Genomic DNA, 18,514 nt, shown 5'->3' on the forward strand with positions numbered 1-18,514 from the left:
CTAGTCATCTGTTAACAAACGAGTATTACATGTTTTCATTTTTTGAAAGGCTCACACAGCCCTTTCCTGATGCACAACCTACCCAGCCTCCTACGGGCATTATTGCGTTTTGTAAGTACTACACTAAAGGTATGTGGGGCGTCATACTCACTGTTTCTGTATTAAGTGCCATTGTTGCCATCTTAGAAGTTGCCCTATTTGGATTTTTAGGACAGTTAGTCGACTGGTTTTCAGAGCAAGATAGAAGTACGTTTTTAGCAGATCAAAAATTTACCCTTATCGGTATGGGTTTAACCGTACTGGTGTTTATTCCGCTCTTCATACTATTGCGTTCGCTGTTTTCTCGTCAGTCGCTGATGGGCAATTATCCCATGCGCATCAGGTGGCAAGCACACCGCTATTTGCTTGGACAAAGCCTGACGTTTTTTCACAATGAGTTTGCCGGTCGTGTTGCAACTAAAGTTATGCAAACAGCACTTTCAGTGAGAGAAACGGTTACTAAAGTACTCGACTTATTGGTGTATATCAGCGTGTACTTTATTTCCATGGTGGTCCTTATTTTCAGTACAGATTGGCGTTTAGCCATGCCACTCATCGTTTGGTTTTTTGTCTACATTGGTATTTTGCGCGTATTGGTCCCCAAGCTCAAAGACGTGTCGCAACGACAGGCTGATGCGCGTTCGCTAATGACAGGAAGAATTGTTGATAGCTATACCAATATTACAACGGTGAAATTATTTTCTCACAGCCGTCGCGAAGCTGATTACGCGAAAGAGAGTATGGACGGCTTTCTCCAAACCGTTTATCCGCAAATGCGCTTGGTCACAGTGCTAGAGTTTTGCGTAGAAATGGCAAATGCCATTCTTATTTTTACCATAGGGGCGCTGTCGGTTTACCTATGGATGGAAAACATAGCAACCCCAGGAGATATCGCAATTGCCATCAGTTTATGTTTGCGATTGAACGGTATGTCACATTGGGTAATGTGGGAAGTGTCAGGTTTATTCGAAAACCTTGGCACGGTGCAAGACGGCATGAACACATTGGCTCAACCCATCGCGGTCAAAGATAAACCCAAAGCTAATGCGCTTGAAGTAAGCGGTGGCGGGATAGATTTTAAACGCGTTAATTTCTCGTATTCGGGGGCGGACAATAAACCTATCGATGTATTCACCAACTTAGACTTGGCCATTAAACCCGGCGAGAAAGTAGGGCTAGTGGGACGTTCTGGCGCAGGGAAATCTACCTTGGTTAATTTGCTTATGCGCTTTTACGATACCCAAAGCGGCAAAATAATTATCGATGGGCAAGATATTACCGAAGTAGGACAGGAAACCTTGCGTGCCAAAATCAGTATGGTGACCCAAGACACTTCGTTAATGCATCGCTCTGTGCGAGACAACATACTGTACGGGCGAACTGATGCAACAGAACAAGACATGATCCGCGCCGCTAAGCAAGCTGAAGCCCATGAGTTCATTTTGACGCTGACCGATAGCCATGGACGCACAGGATATGACGCTCACGTCGGTGAGCGTGGCGTAAAGTTATCTGGTGGTCAAAGACAACGTATCGCCATTGCGCGTGTTTTGCTAAAAGACGCACCAGTACTTGTACTCGATGAGGCAACATCAGCACTTGACTCAGAAGTAGAGGCTGCCATTCAAGCTTGCCTAGATAAAGTGATGGAAGGAAAGACGGTATTGGCGATTGCGCACAGACTATCAACTATCGCGCAAATGGACCGTTTACTTGTGCTCGACAAAGGTAAAATCGTAGAGCAAGGAACGCACGCAGAACTGATTGCCTATGACGGAATTTACGCCAAACTATGGGCGCATCAGACGGGTGGCTTTATCGGTATAGAATAGGGCGAGGATATTGTATTTGACATTCTTTACCGATACGAGATAAAGCGCTTGTATCTTAAAGGTGGTTAAGTATAATACGCGTCCCTCCCTTGCGATACCGCACTTTCCTAAGAAAAGACGCACCATTGACAAGGGTAGTGTAAGTAAAATTTGTCATTTGACACCACAGGGGTGTAGTTCGAATTGGTAGAACAGCGGTCTCCAAAACCGATGGTTGGGGGTTCGAGTCCCTCCACCCCTGCCATTTTACTTAACAACAAATTTTTTATTGCGCCCTCTTTGAGCGCGTAAGACAACGACGCTGTAGTGCTAGGATCGTAACATGAGCGAAAAGACGGAAAATCAGTCCAATGCATTGGACATGTTTAAATGGGTAGTGATTTTTGCACTACTTGCCGGTTTGGTAACCGCGAACACGGTTTACGGTGAGATTTCGGTACTATACCGTGCCATCGCTGCTGTTGTAGTAGTTGTTATTGCTGGTTTTATCGCAGCTTCAACTGAGAAAGGCAGCACTTTCTTGAGCTTTGCTAAAGAATCGCGCACAGAAGTTCGCAAGGTAGTTTGGCCAACGCGTCAAGAAGCAAACCAGACTACGCTTATCGTGCTAGCGGCAACGTTGATCATGGCACTGATTTTATGGGGACTAGACGGCATCATCGTTCGTGTAGTTGGCTTTATTACTGGAATAGGAGCATAACGTATGTCTGAAGAAGAAGCAGTAAAGAAAAGATGGTACGTAGTTCAAGCCTATTCGCAATACGAGTCTCGCGTTAAGAAGACCCTGCTTGAATACATCAAAATGCACAACATGGAAGACTACTTCGGTCAGGTGCTAGTGCCGACTGAAGAAGTTGTTGAAATGCGTGCAGGTCAAAAGCGTAAATCTGAGCGCAAATTTTACCCAGGTTACGTATTGGTTGAAATGGCGATGACAGAAGAGTCATGGCACTTAGTAAAAAGCGTTCCTCGTGTACTTGGCTTTATCGGTGGTACGTCTGACCGTCCTATGCCAATTACACAGAAAGAAGCTGACGCTATCTTGAATCGACTTGAAGAGAACGTTGATAAGCCAAGACCAAAAACACTGTTCGAGCCAGGCGAAGTTATTCGCGTTATCGACGGCCCGTTTGCAGACTTCAACGGTGTGGTGGAAGAAGTGGATTACGAAAAAAGCCGCGTAAAAGTGTCGGTACTTATTTTCGGTCGCTCTACACCAGTAGACCTAGAGTTTGGTCAGGTAGAAAAAGGCTAAGCCTTTATAAGTATATAAAAAAGACGGTTTATCCGTCTTTTTTTATATGTGAAATTTAAGAAACACTGAGGTAATACATAGAAAGTTAAATACAAATGAGTTCTAAGTTTCTCAATATACGAAGATAAAAAGCGATAAAAAGGAACCTGCAACGAATAATGCGTTTAGTAAAAAAGCACACGCTTTACTAATCTTGGTCGAATCACTAACCGCAGAGAAAAAACTAACGCCTATAGCGCGCTTAAGTAACCAGTTAACGATACATATAACCGCAAGCCATATTACTATTTTCATGCAAGACTCTTTAATTCCTTAAAAACCTAAACGGAATGACTTTATCCACGAGCACGTTGAGATCACAACGCATCAACCTAGCTAATCTGCCAATTCGAGAAAACTGGCCGTTAGACCGTTTTTTATTCTAATTAGCCCTTGCATAGTAATTAGTCACCTTATATAATGCGCGCCCTTTTAAATGGAAACGGGAAGCCGATTGAGCAAATAAACTCTGTATTTGCGAGGCGTTAGACCCAAACAAGAGAGCATGTAAAATGGCTAAAAAAGTAAGCGGTATTATCAAGCTTCAGGTTGCAGCTGGCGCTGCTAACCCAAGTCCACCGGTTGGTCCTGCACTAGGTCAGCACGGTGTAAACATCATGGAATTCTGTAAGGCTTTCAATGCGAAAACTGATAGCCTTGAGAAAGGTGCTCCGGTACCAGTAGAAATTACTGTATACGAAGACCGTTCTTTCACATTCGAAACTAAGACTCCTCCTGCGTCTTACCTGCTTAAGAAAGCAGCGGGCATCAAGAGTGGTTCTGGCCGTCCTAACACTGAAAAAGTGGGTAAAGTTACTCGCGCTCAGTTGGAAGAGATTGCTAAAACAAAAGAGCCAGATCTTACTGCAGCTGACCTAGATGCAGCGGTACGCACTATCGCGGGTTCTGCTCGCTCAATGGGCTTGAACGTAGAGGACTAATCGAATGGCTAAATTAACTAAACGCGCTCGCCTAATCCGCGAAAAAGTAGACTCGGGCAAAGAGTACGAAATCAACGAAGCTGTTGCGCTTCTTAAAGAACTAGCGACTGCTAAGTTCGCAGAGAGCGTTGACGTAGCAGTTAACCTTGGTATCGATGCGAAGAAATCTGACCAAAACGTTCGTGGTGCAACTGTACTACCTAACGGTACTGGTAAAGACGTTCGCGTTGCAGTATTCACTCAAGGTGCAAACGCTGACGCAGCTAAAGAAGCTGGTGCTGACATCGTTGGTATGGAAGACCTAGCTGAGCAAGTTAAGAAAGGTGAAATGGACTTTGACGTTGTAGTTGCTAGCCCAGACGCGATGCGCGTTGTTGGTCAACTAGGTCAAATCCTAGGTCCACGTGGCCTTATGCCTAACCCTAAAACTGGTACTGTAACGCCTGACGTTGCAACAGCAGTTAAGAACGCGAAAGCTGGTCAGGTACGCTACCGTAACGATAAGAACGGTATCATCCACGCTAGCATCGGTAAGATTGCGTTCGAAGCGAACCAAATTCAAGAAAACCTTGAAGCGCTACTTGAAGCATTGAAGAAAGCTAAGCCTTCTTCTGCTAAAGGTACATACATCAAGAAGATCAGCCTAAGCACTACAATGGGTGCTGGCGTATCTCTAGATAAGGCTTCTGTAGGTCTTTAATTCCTTTGAGCGAAAGCTCGATGGAATCTCTTAAAGGTTATGGGTTGGAGCTGTTCATTTAGCAGTGCTAATAAGCAGCTCCCGTCCTAGACCGCAGGTGCGGTGTGGTGAAAGAGGTAAGAGAACTTTCACAATCAACATACTGCTTAATACAACAACCTGCGCAGACGGTGGTTTGACTCAGACTCTCTGGGGTAACAAACACCGTAGAGCGGTATCAATCATGAGGATTGGTATCAATCTGTGAACCCTGACGGCGTAAGTAGGCGACTACATACTAAGTCAGATACAAAGAGGTGAACTCAGTGGCACTAGGTTTAGCAGCAAAAAAAGAGATCGTAGCAGAAATTTCTGATGTTGCGTCTCGCGCTCTATCCGTAGCCGTTGCTGAATACCGTGGGATGGAAGTTGGTGAACTGACTGAACTACGTGTTAAAGCTCGTGAGCAAGGCGTATACCTAAAGGTTGTACGTAACACTCTTGCAAAACGTGCTCTAGCAGACAGTCAATTTGCAGACTTAGACAGCGCCTTAACTGGTCCGCTTATCTATGGTTTCTCTATCGACGCACCAGGCGGTGCGGCACGTCTTTTCAAAGACTTCGGTAAGACTAACGATAAGCTTAAAGTTACTGCACTTTCAATTGGTAGCGGTCTTCTTGGTCCAGAGAAATTGGACGCAGTTGCAGCACTACCTACCCGCGACGAAGCGCTTGCGAAACTACTTGCAACCTTCAAAGCACCAGTTGGGAAATTCGTTCAAACAATCAACGAAGTTCCTGGCAAGTTTGTGCGCGTATTGGCGGCGGTCAAAGACACCAAGTAATTGGCGTTTTTGGCATATTGATTTTTTTAACATTTTATACCCAGGAGTTTAGAGAAAATGGCTCTAACTAAAGAAGATATCTTAAACGCAATCGCTGAAATGCCAGTAATGGAACTGGTTGAACTAATCGAAGCGGCTGAAGAGAAATTCAACGTATCTGCTGCAGCTGCTGTTGCTGTTGCTGGTCCAGCTGCTGGCGGTGACGCTGCTGCTGCAGAAGAAAAGACTGAATTCGACGTTGTTATGACTTCATTCGGTGGCAACAAAGTTGCAGTTATCAAAGCAGTTCGCGGCGCGACTGGCCTAGGTCTTAAAGAAGCTAAAGAAGTAGTTGAGTCTGCTCCTAAAGCTATCAAAGAAGGCGTAAGCAAAGATGAAGCTGAAGCACTTAAGAAAGAGCTTGAAGAAGCTGGTGCAGAAGTAGAAATCAAGTAATTTGACATAGTCAAATTATTGCCTGAGACGGCAAGGCTGGTGGTTTTTTGAACCACCAGCCTTTTTGCGCTGTATAGCGTGTAGAATCTAACCCTTGGCTACACGACAAAAGGCGCCATTCGGACATACCCATAAAAAGCATAAAAATCCAACAAGTTAACTAATAATTGGTTAAATTTTGTTGTATGCTGGTGTATCTGCCCGAAAAAGGGTTGTGGAAGTTTGTTGCTTAGTGCGCCATTTGAAACGCAGCTTTTAGCCCATAGCACGCGTTTTAAAGCATTTTGCAGCAGGTTGGGTCAAAAATCAGCAGGCTGAGGAACCCATGGTTTACTCTTATAGCGAAAAGAAACGTATCCGTAAGGATTTTGGCAAACGCCCACAGGTATTGGAAATTCCATACCTTCTTTCAATTCAGCTTGATTCTTTCAAAAAGTTTATTGAGATCGATGCAGATGCTCAATACGGTTTGGAAGCAGCATTTCGTTCCGTTTTTCCAATTAAAAGCTACTCAGGTAGTTCAGAGCTTCAGTATGTAAGCTATCGCCTGGGAGAGCCGGTTTTCGACGTTAAAGAATGTCAAATTCGTGGCGTCACATTCTCTGCTCCGTTAAGAGTAAAACTACGGTTAGTGTTGTTCGATAAAGACGCTGCGCCAGGTACAGTAAAAGATATTAAAGAACAAGAAGTGTACATGGGCGAGATCCCGTTGATGACAGAGAACGGTACGTTCGTTATCAATGGTACTGAGCGTGTTATCGTGTCACAGCTACACCGTTCACCTGGTGTATTCTTTGATCACGACAAAGGTAAAACCCACTCGTCAGGTAAAGTGCTATATAACGCACGTGTAATTCCTTACCGTGGTTCGTGGTTAGACTTTGAGTTTGACCCGAAAGATAACCTGTTCGTACGTATCGACCGTCGTCGTAAGTTGCCTGCAACTATTATCTTACGCGCGCTTGAAATGTCGTCTGAAGAAATCCTAGATACCTTCTTCGACAAAGTAGCGATCCGTATCGACAAAGACAAATTAATGATGGAAGTTGTGCCAGACCGCCTTCGTGGTGAAACTGCGCAATTCGACATCATTGACGGTGAAGGCAACGTAGTTGTTGAAACCGGTCGTCGTATTTCTGCGCGTCACACGCGTGCACTAGAGAAAGCCGGTCTTACTGAGCTTGAAGTGCCAGCTGATTACCTAATCGGCCGTGTTTATGCTGCAACTTACGTCAATGAAGATACAGGCGAAGTTATTGTTACAGCGAACGACGAGTTAACGCTTGAAAACCTAGCGGCGCTAAGCCAAGCGGGAATCAAAGAGTTCGAAACGCTTTACATTAACGAGCTAGATCACGGTTCATACATTTCAGATACACTACGTATCGATTCTTCAACTAACCGCCTTGAAGCACTAGTTGAAATTTACCGTATGATGCGTCCTGGTGAGCCACCAACAAAAGATGCAGCTGAAACCTTGTTCGATAACTTGTTCTTCTCTGATGAGCGTTACGATCTATCTTCTGTTGGTCGTATGAAGTTCAACCGCCGTCTAGGCCGTGAAGAACTTATTGGTGCGGGCACGCTAGATAAAGACGACATTATTTCTGTTATGAAGCAGCTAATAATGATTCGTGACGGTAAAGACGAAGTAGATGATATCGATCACCTAGGCAACCGTCGTATCCGTTCTGTTGGTGAAATGGCAGAGAACCAATTCCGCGTTGGTCTTGTACGTGTTGAGCGTGCAGTTAAAGAGCGTCTAAGCTTAGGCGACCTAGACAACGTAATGCCACAAGATCTTATTAACGCTAAGCCTATCTCGGCAGCGGTTAAAGAGTTCTTCGGTTCATCACAGCTTTCTCAGTTCATGGACCAAAACAACCCGCTATCAGAAGTAACGCACAAGCGTCGTATTTCTGCATTAGGCCCGGGTGGTCTTACACGTGAACGTGCTGGCTTCGAAGTTCGAGACGTACACCCGACGCACTACGGTCGTCTATGTCCAATCGAAACGCCGGAAGGCCCGAACATCGGTCTTATTAACTCATTGGCAAGCTTTGCGCGCACCAATGACTTCGGTTTCCTAGAAACACCGTTCCGTCGCATTGTTGACGGCGTAGTTACAGACGAAATCGATTACTTATCTGCAATTGAAGAAGGTCAATTTGCAATCGCTCAGGCTAACATCGCGTTAACTGAAGCTGGCGAGTTGGTTGACGACCTAATTCCATGTCGTCACCGCGGTGAAACAACCTTGATGCCTAAAGAAGACATCAAGTACATGGACGTTTCACCTCAGCAAATCGTTTCAATTGCTGCAAGCATTATCCCATTCCTAGAGCACGATGATGCGAACCGTGCACTAATGGGTGCGAACATGCAACGTCAGGCAGTACCTACACTACGCGCTGATAAGCCGCTAGTTGGTACCGGTATGGAAAGAACTATCGCGGTTGACTCAGGTGTTACTGTAGTTGCTAAGCGCGGTGGTGTGGTTGATTACGTAGATGCCAGCCGTATCGTTATTAAAGTAGACGAAGATGAAATGCTTCCAGGTGAAGCAGGTATCGATATCTACAACCTGACTAAGTACACACGTTCTAACCAAAACACATGTATCAATCAGAAGCCTACTTGTAGTGTTGGCGACCCGATTGTTGCAGGTGACGTGCTAGCTGATGGTCCTTCAACAGACCTAGGTGACCTTGCACTTGGTCAGAACATGCGTATCGCGTTCATGCCGTGGAATGGTTACAACTTTGAGGATTCAATCCTTATTTCTGAGCGTGTAGCGCAGGAAGACCGTTTTACGACTATCCACATTCAAGAGCTTAGCTGTATCGCTCGTGATACTAAGCTTGGGCCAGAAGAAATTTCTTCTGATATCCCGAACGTGGGTGAGTCTGCACTGAGCAAGCTTGATGAATCAGGCGTTGTTTACATTGGTGCAGAAGTGAAAGGCGGTGACATCCTTGTAGGTAAAGTAACGCCTAAAGGTGAAACGCAGCTTACGCCAGAAGAGAAACTACTACGTGCAATCTTCGGTGAAAAAGCGTCTGACGTTAAAGACACGTCTCTACGTGTACCTAACTCTGTTCACGGTACAGTAATCGACGTTCAAGTATTTACCCGTGACGGTGTAGAGAAAGACAAGCGCGCGCTAGAAATTGAAGATATGCAACTACGTCAGGTTAAGAAAGACCTTACTGACGAGTTCGAAATTCTTGCAGACGGTATCTTTGCTCGTGCACAAACTGCACTTATCCGTGCTGGTGTTGACCAAGCTAAGCTTGACAGCCTACCGCGTGAAAAGTGGTTTGAAATTGCACTTAACAGCGAAGACGCACAGCTAGAGTTAGACCAAATTGCTGATCAGCACGCTGAAATCAAATTAGACTTCGATAAGAAGTTTGAAGCGAAGCGTCGCAAGATCACACAAGGCGATGACCTAGCACCAGGCGTACTTAAGATCGTTAAGGTTTACCTTGCGGTTAAGCGTCACATCCAACCGGGTGACAAGATGGCCGGTCGTCACGGTAACAAAGGTGTTATCTCGACTATCCAGCCTGTAGAAGACATGCCATACGATGCTAACGGTACGCCGGTAGATATCGTACTTAACCCACTAGGTGTACCGTCTCGTATGAACATCGGTCAGATCCTAGAAACGCACTTGGGTATGGCTGCACACGGTCTTGGTGTGAAAATTGATCGCATGATTAAAGAGCAGCGTGAGCTGGCTGAACTACGTGACTTCTTGAAGAAGGTGTACGAGCTTGGTGAGAATCACCAAGAAGTTGACATCGATAGCTTCACAGATCACGAAGTTCGTCGTCTAGCTGAAAACCTTCGTAAGGGTGTTCCAGTAGCAACACCTGTATTCGACGGTGCACGTGAATCTGAAATCAAAGAAATGCTGAAGCTTGCTGATATTCCAGAAAGCGGTCAGATTTCATTGTTCGACGGTCGTACCGGTCGCGAGTTTGAGCGTCCAGTTACGGTTGGTTACATGTACATGCTGAAACTGAACCACTTAGTAGACGACAAAATGCACGCGCGTTCTACTGGTTCTTACAGCCTTGTTACACAGCAGCCTCTTGGTGGTAAAGCACAGTTCGGTGGTCAGCGCTTCGGTGAGATGGAAGTGTGGGCACTTGAAGCATACGGTGCTGCATATACCCTTCAGGAAATGCTTACTGTTAAGTCAGATGACGTTAACGGCCGTACCAAGATGTACAAGAACATCGTCGATGGCGACCACAGAATGGAGCCTGGCATGCCAGAGTCATTCAACGTACTACTTAAAGAAATTCGCTCGTTGGGTATCAACATCGAGCTTGAAGAAAAGTAATACGGCAATCGCCGCGTAATGTTATGAGATGGCCCGGTGCTTGCGCCGGGCTCTAGAGACTGACTCCGCTGGGAGAGTAATGTGAAAGACTTATTAAAGTTTCTAAAGCAACAAAACAAGACTGAAGAATTCGATAATATTCGAATCGGTCTGTCTTCACCTGACATGATCCGTTCATGGTCATTCGGTGAAGTTAAAAAGCCTGAAACAATCAACTACCGTACGTTCAAGCCTGAGCGCGACGGTCTGTTCTGTGCGCGTATCTTTGGTCCGGTTAAAGACTATGAGTGTCTTTGCGGTAAGTACAAGCGCCTTAAGCACCGTGGTGTTATCTGTGAGAAGTGTGGCGTTGAAGTTACACTGACTAAAGTACGTCGTGAGCGTATGGGTCACATCGAGCTAGCTAGCCCGGTTGCACACATTTGGTTCCTTAAATCACTTCCGTCTCGTATCGGCCTAATGCTAGATATGACACTTCGTGATATTGAACGTGTACTTTACTTTGAATCATACGTGGTTACTGAGCCAGGTATGACTACGCTTGAGCGCAGCCAACTTCTTAACGAAGAAGAGTACTTGGATGCACTTGAAGAGCACGGTGATGAGTTTGAAGCGAAGATGGGTGCTGAAGCAGTATTCGATCTTCTTACTGCACTTAACGTAGACGCAGACGTTGCGGCTATGCGTGAAGAGCTGCCTTCAATCAACTCTGAAACTAAGCGTAAGAAAATTACTAAGCGTCTTAAGTTGCTTGAGTCATTCCAACAGTCTGGTAACAAGCCAGAGTGGATGATCATGACGGTACTTCCGGTACTTCCACCAGACCTACGTCCTCTAGTACCACTAGATGGCGGCCGTTTTGCAACGTCTGACCTTAACGACCTATACCGTCGTGTAATTAACCGTAACAACCGTCTTAAGCGTCTTCTAGACCTAGCTGCTCCAGACATTATCGTACGCAACGAAAAGCGTATGCTTCAAGAGTCTGTTGATGCGCTTCTAGATAACGGACGTCGTGGTCGTGCGATTACCGGTTCTAACAAGCGTCCACTTAAGTCGCTTGCAGACATGATTAAAGGTAAGCAAGGTCGTTTCCGTCAAAACCTTCTTGGTAAGCGTGTTGACTACTCAGGCCGTTCTGTAATTACCGTTGGTCCTACACTACGTCTTCACCAGTGTGGTCTTCCTAAGAAGATGGCACTTGAGCTATTTAAGCCGTTTATCTACGGTAAGCTTGAAGGTCGTGGTCTTGCCACTACAATCAAAGCAGCTAAGAAGCTAGTAGAGCGCGAAGCACCAGAGGTTTGGGACGTACTAGACGACGTTATCCGTGAACACCCGGTACTACTTAACCGTGCACCTACACTTCACCGTTTGGGTATCCAAGCATTCGAACCAACACTAATCGAAGGTAAAGCGATTCAGCTTCACCCGCTAGTGTGTGCGGCGTACAACGCCGACTTCGATGGTGACCAAATGGCGGTACACGTTCCGTTGACAATCGAAGCACAGCTAGAAGCACGTGCACTTATGATGTCGACGAACAACATTCTGTCACCTGCGAATGGTGAGCCAATCATCGTACCTTCACAGGACGTTGTATTGGGTCTTTACTACCTAACGCGTGACAAAGTAAACGGCCTAGGCGAAGGCATGGTATTTACCAGCCCGAATGAAGCAGAAAAAGCATACCGCACAGGTAATGCTGAGCTTCACTCTCGCGTTAAAGTACGTATTACTGAATATGACATCGATGAAGATGGCAACAAAACTGAGAAAGTAACACTAACTGACACTACTGTTGGTCGTGCAATTTTCTCACTGATCCTTCCAAAGGGTCTGCCGTTTGAAATCATCAACCAAGCGATGGGCAAGAAGCAAATTTCAAAACTATTGAATGCTTGTTACCGTACGCTAGGTCTGAAAGACACAGTAATTGCTGCTGACCAAATCATGTATACCGGTTTCCACTACGCGATGATCGCGGGTGCGTCTGTTGGTATCGACGATATGGTTATCCCTGCTGCTAAGAAAGACATCATCGACGCAGCGGAAGCAGAAGTTATCGAAATTCAGGAACAGTTCCAAAACGGTCTTGTTACCGCGGGTGAGCGTTACAACAAAGTTATCGATATCTGGTCAAATGCTAACGAAAAAGTTGCTAAGGCCATGATGGATAACCTTAAGACTGACATCGTAATTAACCGCGATGGCGAAGAAGAAGAGCAATCATCATTTAACTCTGTTTACATGATGGCCGACTCGGGTGCTCGTGGTAGTGCCGCTCAGATTCGTCAGCTAGCAGGTATGCGTGGTCTGATGGCTAAGCCAGATGGCTCAATCATCGAAACCCCAATTACGGCGAACTTCCGTGAAGGTCTGAACGTACTACAGTACTTCATCTCGACTCACGGTGCTCGTAAAGGTCTAGCGGATACCGCACTTAAGACAGCTAACTCGGGTTACCTAACGCGTCGTCTAGTAGACGTTGCACAAGACTTGGTAATCACTAACGACGACTGTGGCACATTCGAAGGTGTTCAAATGACACCACTAATCGAAGGTGGTGACGTTGTTGAGCCACTACGCGAGCGTGTACTAGGTCGTGTGGTAGCAGAAGATGTACTTAAGCCAGGTACTAACGAAGTACTAGTAGAGCGTAACGTTCTTCTAGATGAAGCGTTAGTAGACATGCTTGAAGCTAACTCAGTTGACCAAATCATGGTTCGCTCGGTAATCACTTGTGACAATGACTTCGGTGTTTGTGCTAAGTGTTACGGTCGTGACCTTGCACGTGGTCACATGGTGGGTAGCGGTGAATCGGTTGGTGTTATTGCAGCACAGTCAATCGGTGAGCCAGGTACACAGCTTACCATGCGTACGTTCCACATCGGTGGTGCGGCATCAAGAGCGTCTGCTGAGAACAGCGTACAAGTTAAGACTGCGGGTAGCCTTAAGCTACACAATGCGAAATTCGTACGTAACTCTGACGGCAAAGTGGTTATCGTTTCTCGTTCAACAGAACTTACTGTTATCGACGAGCAAGGCCGTGAGAAAGAGCGCTATAAAGTACCTTATGGTGCTGTACTTAGCGTGGATGACGGCGCAACGATTGCAGCTGGCGACATTGTTGCTAACTGGGATCCGCATAGTCACCCAATCATCACTGAACGTGCAGCTAAGATTAGCTTCGCAGACATTGATGACTCTAACACTGAAATGCAGCAAGACGAGCTTACTGGTCTAACACGTATCGTTGTTAAAGACCTTGCGAAAGTAAACGCTAAAGAGCCTAAGCTAATTCTTGAAAGCGACGAGTTCGGTCTTCAAGAAATTCGTCTTCCAAGCTTCACCACTATTGAAGCGAAAGAAGGCAAAGTGGCTAACGAAGGTGACGTGCTAGCACGTATTCCTCAGGAAAGCTCGAAGACTCGTGATATCACGGGTGGTCTACCGCGCGTTGCGGACCTATTTGAAGCTCGTAAGCCTAAAGAGCCTGCAATCCTTGCAGAAATCTCAGGTACTATCGGCTTCGGTAAAGAGACCAAAGGTAAGAAGCGTCTTGTAATTACACCTGCTGAGGGTGACGCGTACGAAGAGATGATTCCTAAGTGGCGTCAGCTTAACGTGTTCGAAGGTGAGAAAGTGGAAAAAGGCGAAGTTATCGCTGATGGTCCAGAGTCTCCGCACGATATCCTACGTCTACGTGGTATCTCAGCTGTAGCAAATTACATCGTGAACGAAGTTCAGGAAGTTTACCGTCTACAGGGTGTTAAGATTAACGATAAGCACATCGAAGTAGTTATCCGTCAGATGCTACGTAAGTGTATTATCACTAACCCAGGCGATACGCAGTTCCTAGAAGGCGAACAGGTTGAAGTATCGAACGTTAAAGTGGCTAACCGTGAAATTGAAAAACACGGCAAGATCCCAGCGCAGTACGAAACACAGCTGCTTGGTATCACTAAAGCGTCACTGTCTACTGAGTCATTTATCTCAGCGGCATCGTTCCAAGAAACAACACGTGTTCTAACTGAAGCTGCGGTTCAAGGTAAAGAAGATGACCTACGCGGTCTGAAAGAAAACGTAATCGTTGGTCGTCTAATTCCAGCGGGTACAGGTTTCGCTTACCACGAACGCCGCGCACAGCGTCGCAAAGAGCAAATCGAAGAAATGTCAGTTTCTGCTGCTGAAGCAGAACAGGCACTAACCGAAGCACTTAACGCTGGTGCAGACGAAGATACTGCCGAATAAGGCATGATCATAGGAGTGCGTTAACGTACTCCTAACAAATTGGCAGGCAAGGCGTACAAAAAGCAGGAAAACTTCCTGTCTAACCTTTGTACACCTTGACAGTCAGGGCGATGATCATTAATATTCCGCGACCCGATTTTTGATAGCCTAAAAAAGGTACTAAAAACGGTCGCGGTTTTTTGTATTAGCGCTCAGTGAATATTGACGAGCACAATGTTCACATGAAAAGGGCGACGAATTTTAAAAGTCGCATAAATAGGACCCAATCATAGTGATTGGGTTTTCGTAGTTTTTAATCAGGAGCTAGTTAATGGCAACAGTTAACCAGTTAGTGCGCAAGCCGCGTAGAAAGCCCGTTGAAAAAAGCAACGTAGCTGCTCTACAAGCTTGTCCACAAAGACGTGGTGTATGTACTCGTGTATATACAACTACGCCTAAGAAACCAAACTCTGCACTACGTAAAGTATGTCGTGTACGTCTAACTAACGGTTTTGAAGTTTCTTCATACATCGGTGGTGAAGGTCACAACCTACAAGAGCACAGTGTAGTACTTATCCGTGGTGGTCGTGTTAAAGATCTACCAGGTGTTCGTTATCACACAGTTCGCGGTACTCTTGACTGCGCAGGTGTAAACGATCGTAAACAAGCCCGTTCTAAGTACGGCGCGAAGAAGCCTAAGTCTTAACGGTTCTCCGTTAGTAAGGCCAAACTGAAGTTTAAGAGTTTTGGGTTTTCCCTGAATTCATACGGAGAATAGAAAATGCCAAGAAGAAGAGTCGTAGGTCAACGTAAAATCCTACCAGAGCCAAAATTTGGTTCACAACTGCTTGCGAAATTCATGAATGTCGTAATGCTCGACGGCAAAAAGTCAGTCGCTGAAAAAATCGTTTACGGTGCGCTTGATATTGTTGCTGAAAAAACCGGCAAAGCACACCTAGATATCTTCGAGGAAGCGCTTGATAACATCCGCCCAACAGTAGAGGTTAAGTCTCGTCGTGTTGGTGGTTCAACTTATCAGGTTCCAGTTGAAGTACGTCCAGTTCGTCGTAACGCGCTAGGTATGCGTTGGATGGTTGAAGCTGCACGTAAACGTGGCGAAAAGTCTATGGCACAACGCCTAGCGGCTGAAATGCTAGACGCAGCAGATAACAAAGGTTCAGCGGTTAAGAAACGTGAAGACGTTCACCGTATGGCCGAAGCAAACAAAGCGTTTGCTCACTACCGTTGGTAATCAACGTTATTTAACTGAGAGAGATTTATGCCTCGTAAGACCTCGATTGAGCGTTATCGCAATATTGGTATTGTGGCTCACGTGGACGCGGGTAAAACCACGACCACAGAGCGTGTTCTGTTTTATACAGGACTGTCTCACAAAATCGGTGAAGTGCACGATGGTGCTGCTACCATGGACTGGATGGAGCAAGAGCAGGAGCGTGGTATTACTATCACGTCTGCTGCAACGACTTGTTTCTGGTCTGGTATGGAGCAACAGTTCGATCAACACAGGATCAACATCATCGACACCCCTGGACACGTAGACTTTACTATTGAAGTAGAGCGTTCATTACGTGTGCTAGACGGTGCGGTAGTGGTTTTCTGTGGGTCTTCTGGGGTAGAACCTCAATCAGAGACAGTCTGGCGACAGGCTGACAAATATCAAGTGCCACGCCTAGTGTTCGTTAATAAAATGGACCGGGCTGGCGCTGATTTTGAACGTGTTGTGGGTCAAATCCGCAAGCGTTTAGGCGCAAACTGTGTTCCGATTCAAATCAACATGGGCGCTGAAGAGAATTTCCATGGCGTCATCGACCTCGTGAAGATGAAAGCCATCAACTGGAATGAAGACGACATGGGTATGACATTTACCTATGAAGACATTCCGGCTGAATATTTAGATACCGCTGAGCAGTACCGCACCGAAATGATCGAAGCGGCTGCTGAAGCATCAGACGAGCTAATGGACAAGTACTTGGAAGGCGAAGAGCTGACCGAGGAAGAAATCCGTTTAGGCCTTCGTAAGCGTACACTGAACAACGAAATTGTTCTTGCCACTTGTGGCAGTGCCTTCAAAAACAAAGGTGTTCAGGCTGTACTAGACGCTGTTATTCAATATCTTCCTTCTCCTACTGAAGTTAAAGCCATTACAGGTGTGCTTGACGATAAAGATGAGACGGAAGCAGAGCGTCATTCAAGCGACGATGAGCCGTTCTCGGCACTTGCATTCAAAATAGCGACCGACCCGTTTGTAGGTACGTTAACGTTTTTCCGTTGTTATTCTGGTGTGGTTAACACCGGTGATACGGTTTATAACCCTGTTAAAGGCAAGCGTGAACGTTTTGGTCGTATCGTGCAAATGCACGCGAAAGACCGTGAAGAAATTAAAGAAGTACGCGCAGGTGACATCGCTGCGGCCATTGGCCTTAAAGATGTTACTACCGGTGATACGCTTTGTGATCCAAATCACGTTATCACATTGGAACGTATGGAATTCCCAGAGCCGGTAATTTCAATTGCGGTTGAGCCTAAGTCTCAAGCTGACCAAGAGAAAATGGGCATTGCCCTAAGCAAGCTTGCGGCAGAAGATCCGTCGTTTAAAGTGAAAACTGACGACGAGACTGGTCAAACGATTATCTCTGGTATGGGTGAACTTCACCTTGATATCATTGTCGACCGCATGAAGCGCGAATTCAAAGTTGAATGTAACGTAGGTAACCCTCAGGTTGCCTATCGCGAAACCCTTCGTAAAAACGTTGAAGTTGAAGGGAAGTTCGTTCGTCAGTCTGGCGGCCGTGGCCAATTTGGTCATGTATGGTTACGCATTGAGCCTCAAGAAGAAGGGGCTGGCTACGAATTTGTGAACGAAATCGTCGGTGGTGTGGTACCAAAAGAGTTCATTCCAGCGGTCGATAAAGGAATTCAGGAGCAGATGCGAAGTGGTGTTCTTGCAGGGTATCCGGTACTTGATGTTAAGGTTACGTTGTTTGATGGTTCATACCACGATGTTGACTCTTCTGAAATGGCGTTTAAGATCGCCGGCTCTATGGGTTTCAAAAAAGGCGCCGCAGAAGCAAATCCGGTGTTACTTGAACCCACAATGAAAGTTGAAGTGACTACTCCAGAGGATTGGATGGGTGACGTTGTTGGTGACCTTAACCGTCGTCGCGGCATGATCGAAGGTATGGAAGATGGCGTAGCAGGTGTTAAAATAATACGTGCAAAAGTGCCGCTTTCAGAAATGTTTGGGTACGCAACTGATTTGCGTTCACAAACACAAGGTCGTGCTTCATACTCTATGGAGTTCTTCAATTATTCTGAGGCGCCTAACAATGTGGCGCAGGCTATTATTGAATCTAGAATTTAATCTAAATGAAGGTTCGGTCCGGTCTATTTGTGGGTCGGACTTTTAACTTAGGAAACGAGAAAAATGGCAAAAGAAAAGTTTGAACGTACGAAACCCCACGTAAACGTGGGTACAATCGGCCACGTTGACCACGGTAAAACTACCCTAACTGCAGCAATCACTACAGTTCTTTCTAAGACTTACGGTGGTAACGCACAGGCATTCGATCAAATCGATAACGCGCCTGAAGAAAAAGCACGTGGTATCACCATCTCTACTTCACACGTAGAATACGATACTCCTACTCGTCACTACGCACACGTAGACTGCCCAGGACACGCTGATTACGTTAAAAACATGATCACTGGTGCTGCTCAGATGGACGGTGGTATCCTAGTAGTTGCTGCGACTGATGGTCCTATGCCACAGACTCGTGAGCACATCCTACTTGGTCGTCAGGTTGGTATTCCTTACATCATCGTATTCATGAACAAGTGTGAC

13 protein-coding genes and 1 tRNA gene are annotated in these 18,514 nt (G+C 45.9%); all 14 read left to right on the forward strand.

The annotated features are described in order from the left end of the window. Nucleotides 1-29 precede the first annotated feature (29 nt). Nucleotides 30-1,871: an ABC transporter ATP-binding protein gene (locus LHL20_RS01770; RefSeq protein ID WP_202262699.1), complete on the forward strand. Its 1,842-nt coding sequence runs from the start codon at nt 30-32 to the stop codon at nt 1,869-1,871. A 167-nt stretch (nt 1,872-2,038) separates the two neighbouring features. Then, nucleotides 2,039-2,115: transfer RNA gene (locus LHL20_RS01775), tRNA-Trp, on the forward strand. A 78-nt stretch (nt 2,116-2,193) separates the two neighbouring features. Continuing rightward, complete coding sequence (gene secE, locus LHL20_RS01780) at nt 2,194-2,571, forward strand: preprotein translocase subunit SecE (protein WP_159625690.1); 378 nt, start codon at nt 2,194-2,196, stop codon at nt 2,569-2,571. A gap of 3 nt (nt 2,572-2,574) precedes the next feature. Continuing rightward, nucleotides 2,575-3,126, forward strand: coding sequence for a transcription termination/antitermination protein NusG (gene nusG, locus LHL20_RS01785; RefSeq protein WP_014951044.1), 552 nt, complete (start codon nt 2,575-2,577; stop codon nt 3,124-3,126). Nucleotides 3,127-3,677: 551 nt separating this feature from the next. Further along, nucleotides 3,678-4,106, forward strand: coding sequence for a 50S ribosomal protein L11 (gene rplK, locus LHL20_RS01790; protein ID WP_032097749.1), 429 nt, complete (start codon nt 3,678-3,680; stop codon nt 4,104-4,106). Between the two features lie 4 nt (nt 4,107-4,110). Beyond that, entirely contained in the window at nt 4,111-4,806 is a 696-nt protein-coding gene (rplA, locus tag LHL20_RS01795) for a 50S ribosomal protein L1 (RefSeq protein ID WP_226432010.1), read from the forward strand. A gap of 305 nt (nt 4,807-5,111) precedes the next feature. Further along, on the forward strand, nt 5,112-5,630 hold the full coding sequence (rplJ, locus tag LHL20_RS01800) for a 50S ribosomal protein L10 (protein ID WP_159625694.1): 519 nt from the start codon (nt 5,112-5,114) through the stop codon (nt 5,628-5,630). Nucleotides 5,631-5,687: 57 nt separating this feature from the next. Next, the gene (gene rplL, locus LHL20_RS01805) at nt 5,688-6,065 is read left to right on the forward strand and encodes a 50S ribosomal protein L7/L12 (RefSeq protein WP_015068303.1); all 378 of its coding nucleotides are present in this window, start codon (nt 5,688-5,690) and stop codon (nt 6,063-6,065) included. 325 nt (nt 6,066-6,390) lie between these two features. Beyond that, a complete protein-coding gene (rpoB, locus tag LHL20_RS01810; RefSeq protein WP_159625696.1) occupies nt 6,391-10,419 on the forward strand; it encodes a DNA-directed RNA polymerase subunit beta in 4,029 nt (1,342 codons plus the stop codon). Between the two features lie 81 nt (nt 10,420-10,500). After that, complete coding sequence (gene rpoC / locus LHL20_RS01815; RefSeq protein WP_226432011.1) at nt 10,501-14,673, forward strand: DNA-directed RNA polymerase subunit beta'; 4,173 nt, start codon at nt 10,501-10,503, stop codon at nt 14,671-14,673. A gap of 310 nt (nt 14,674-14,983) precedes the next feature. Further along, complete coding sequence (rpsL, locus tag LHL20_RS01820) at nt 14,984-15,358, forward strand: 30S ribosomal protein S12 (RefSeq protein ID WP_014951037.1); 375 nt, start codon at nt 14,984-14,986, stop codon at nt 15,356-15,358. A gap of 75 nt (nt 15,359-15,433) precedes the next feature. Beyond that, nucleotides 15,434-15,904: a 30S ribosomal protein S7 gene (rpsG, locus tag LHL20_RS01825; RefSeq protein ID WP_014951036.1), complete on the forward strand. Its 471-nt coding sequence runs from the start codon at nt 15,434-15,436 to the stop codon at nt 15,902-15,904. A 27-nt stretch (nt 15,905-15,931) separates the two neighbouring features. Then, nucleotides 15,932-18,034, forward strand: a complete 2,103-nt coding sequence (fusA, locus tag LHL20_RS01830) for an elongation factor G (RefSeq protein WP_202262696.1) — start codon at nt 15,932-15,934, stop codon at nt 18,032-18,034. Nucleotides 18,035-18,097: 63 nt separating this feature from the next. Continuing rightward, nucleotides 18,098-18,514: GTP-binding protein (locus LHL20_RS01835; RefSeq protein WP_226432012.1), on the forward strand; the 417-nt coding region annotated here is incomplete at its 3' end.

Source organism: Alteromonas sp. McT4-15, from assembly GCF_020515205.1.
Taxonomy (GTDB): domain Bacteria; phylum Pseudomonadota; class Gammaproteobacteria; order Enterobacterales; family Alteromonadaceae; genus Alteromonas.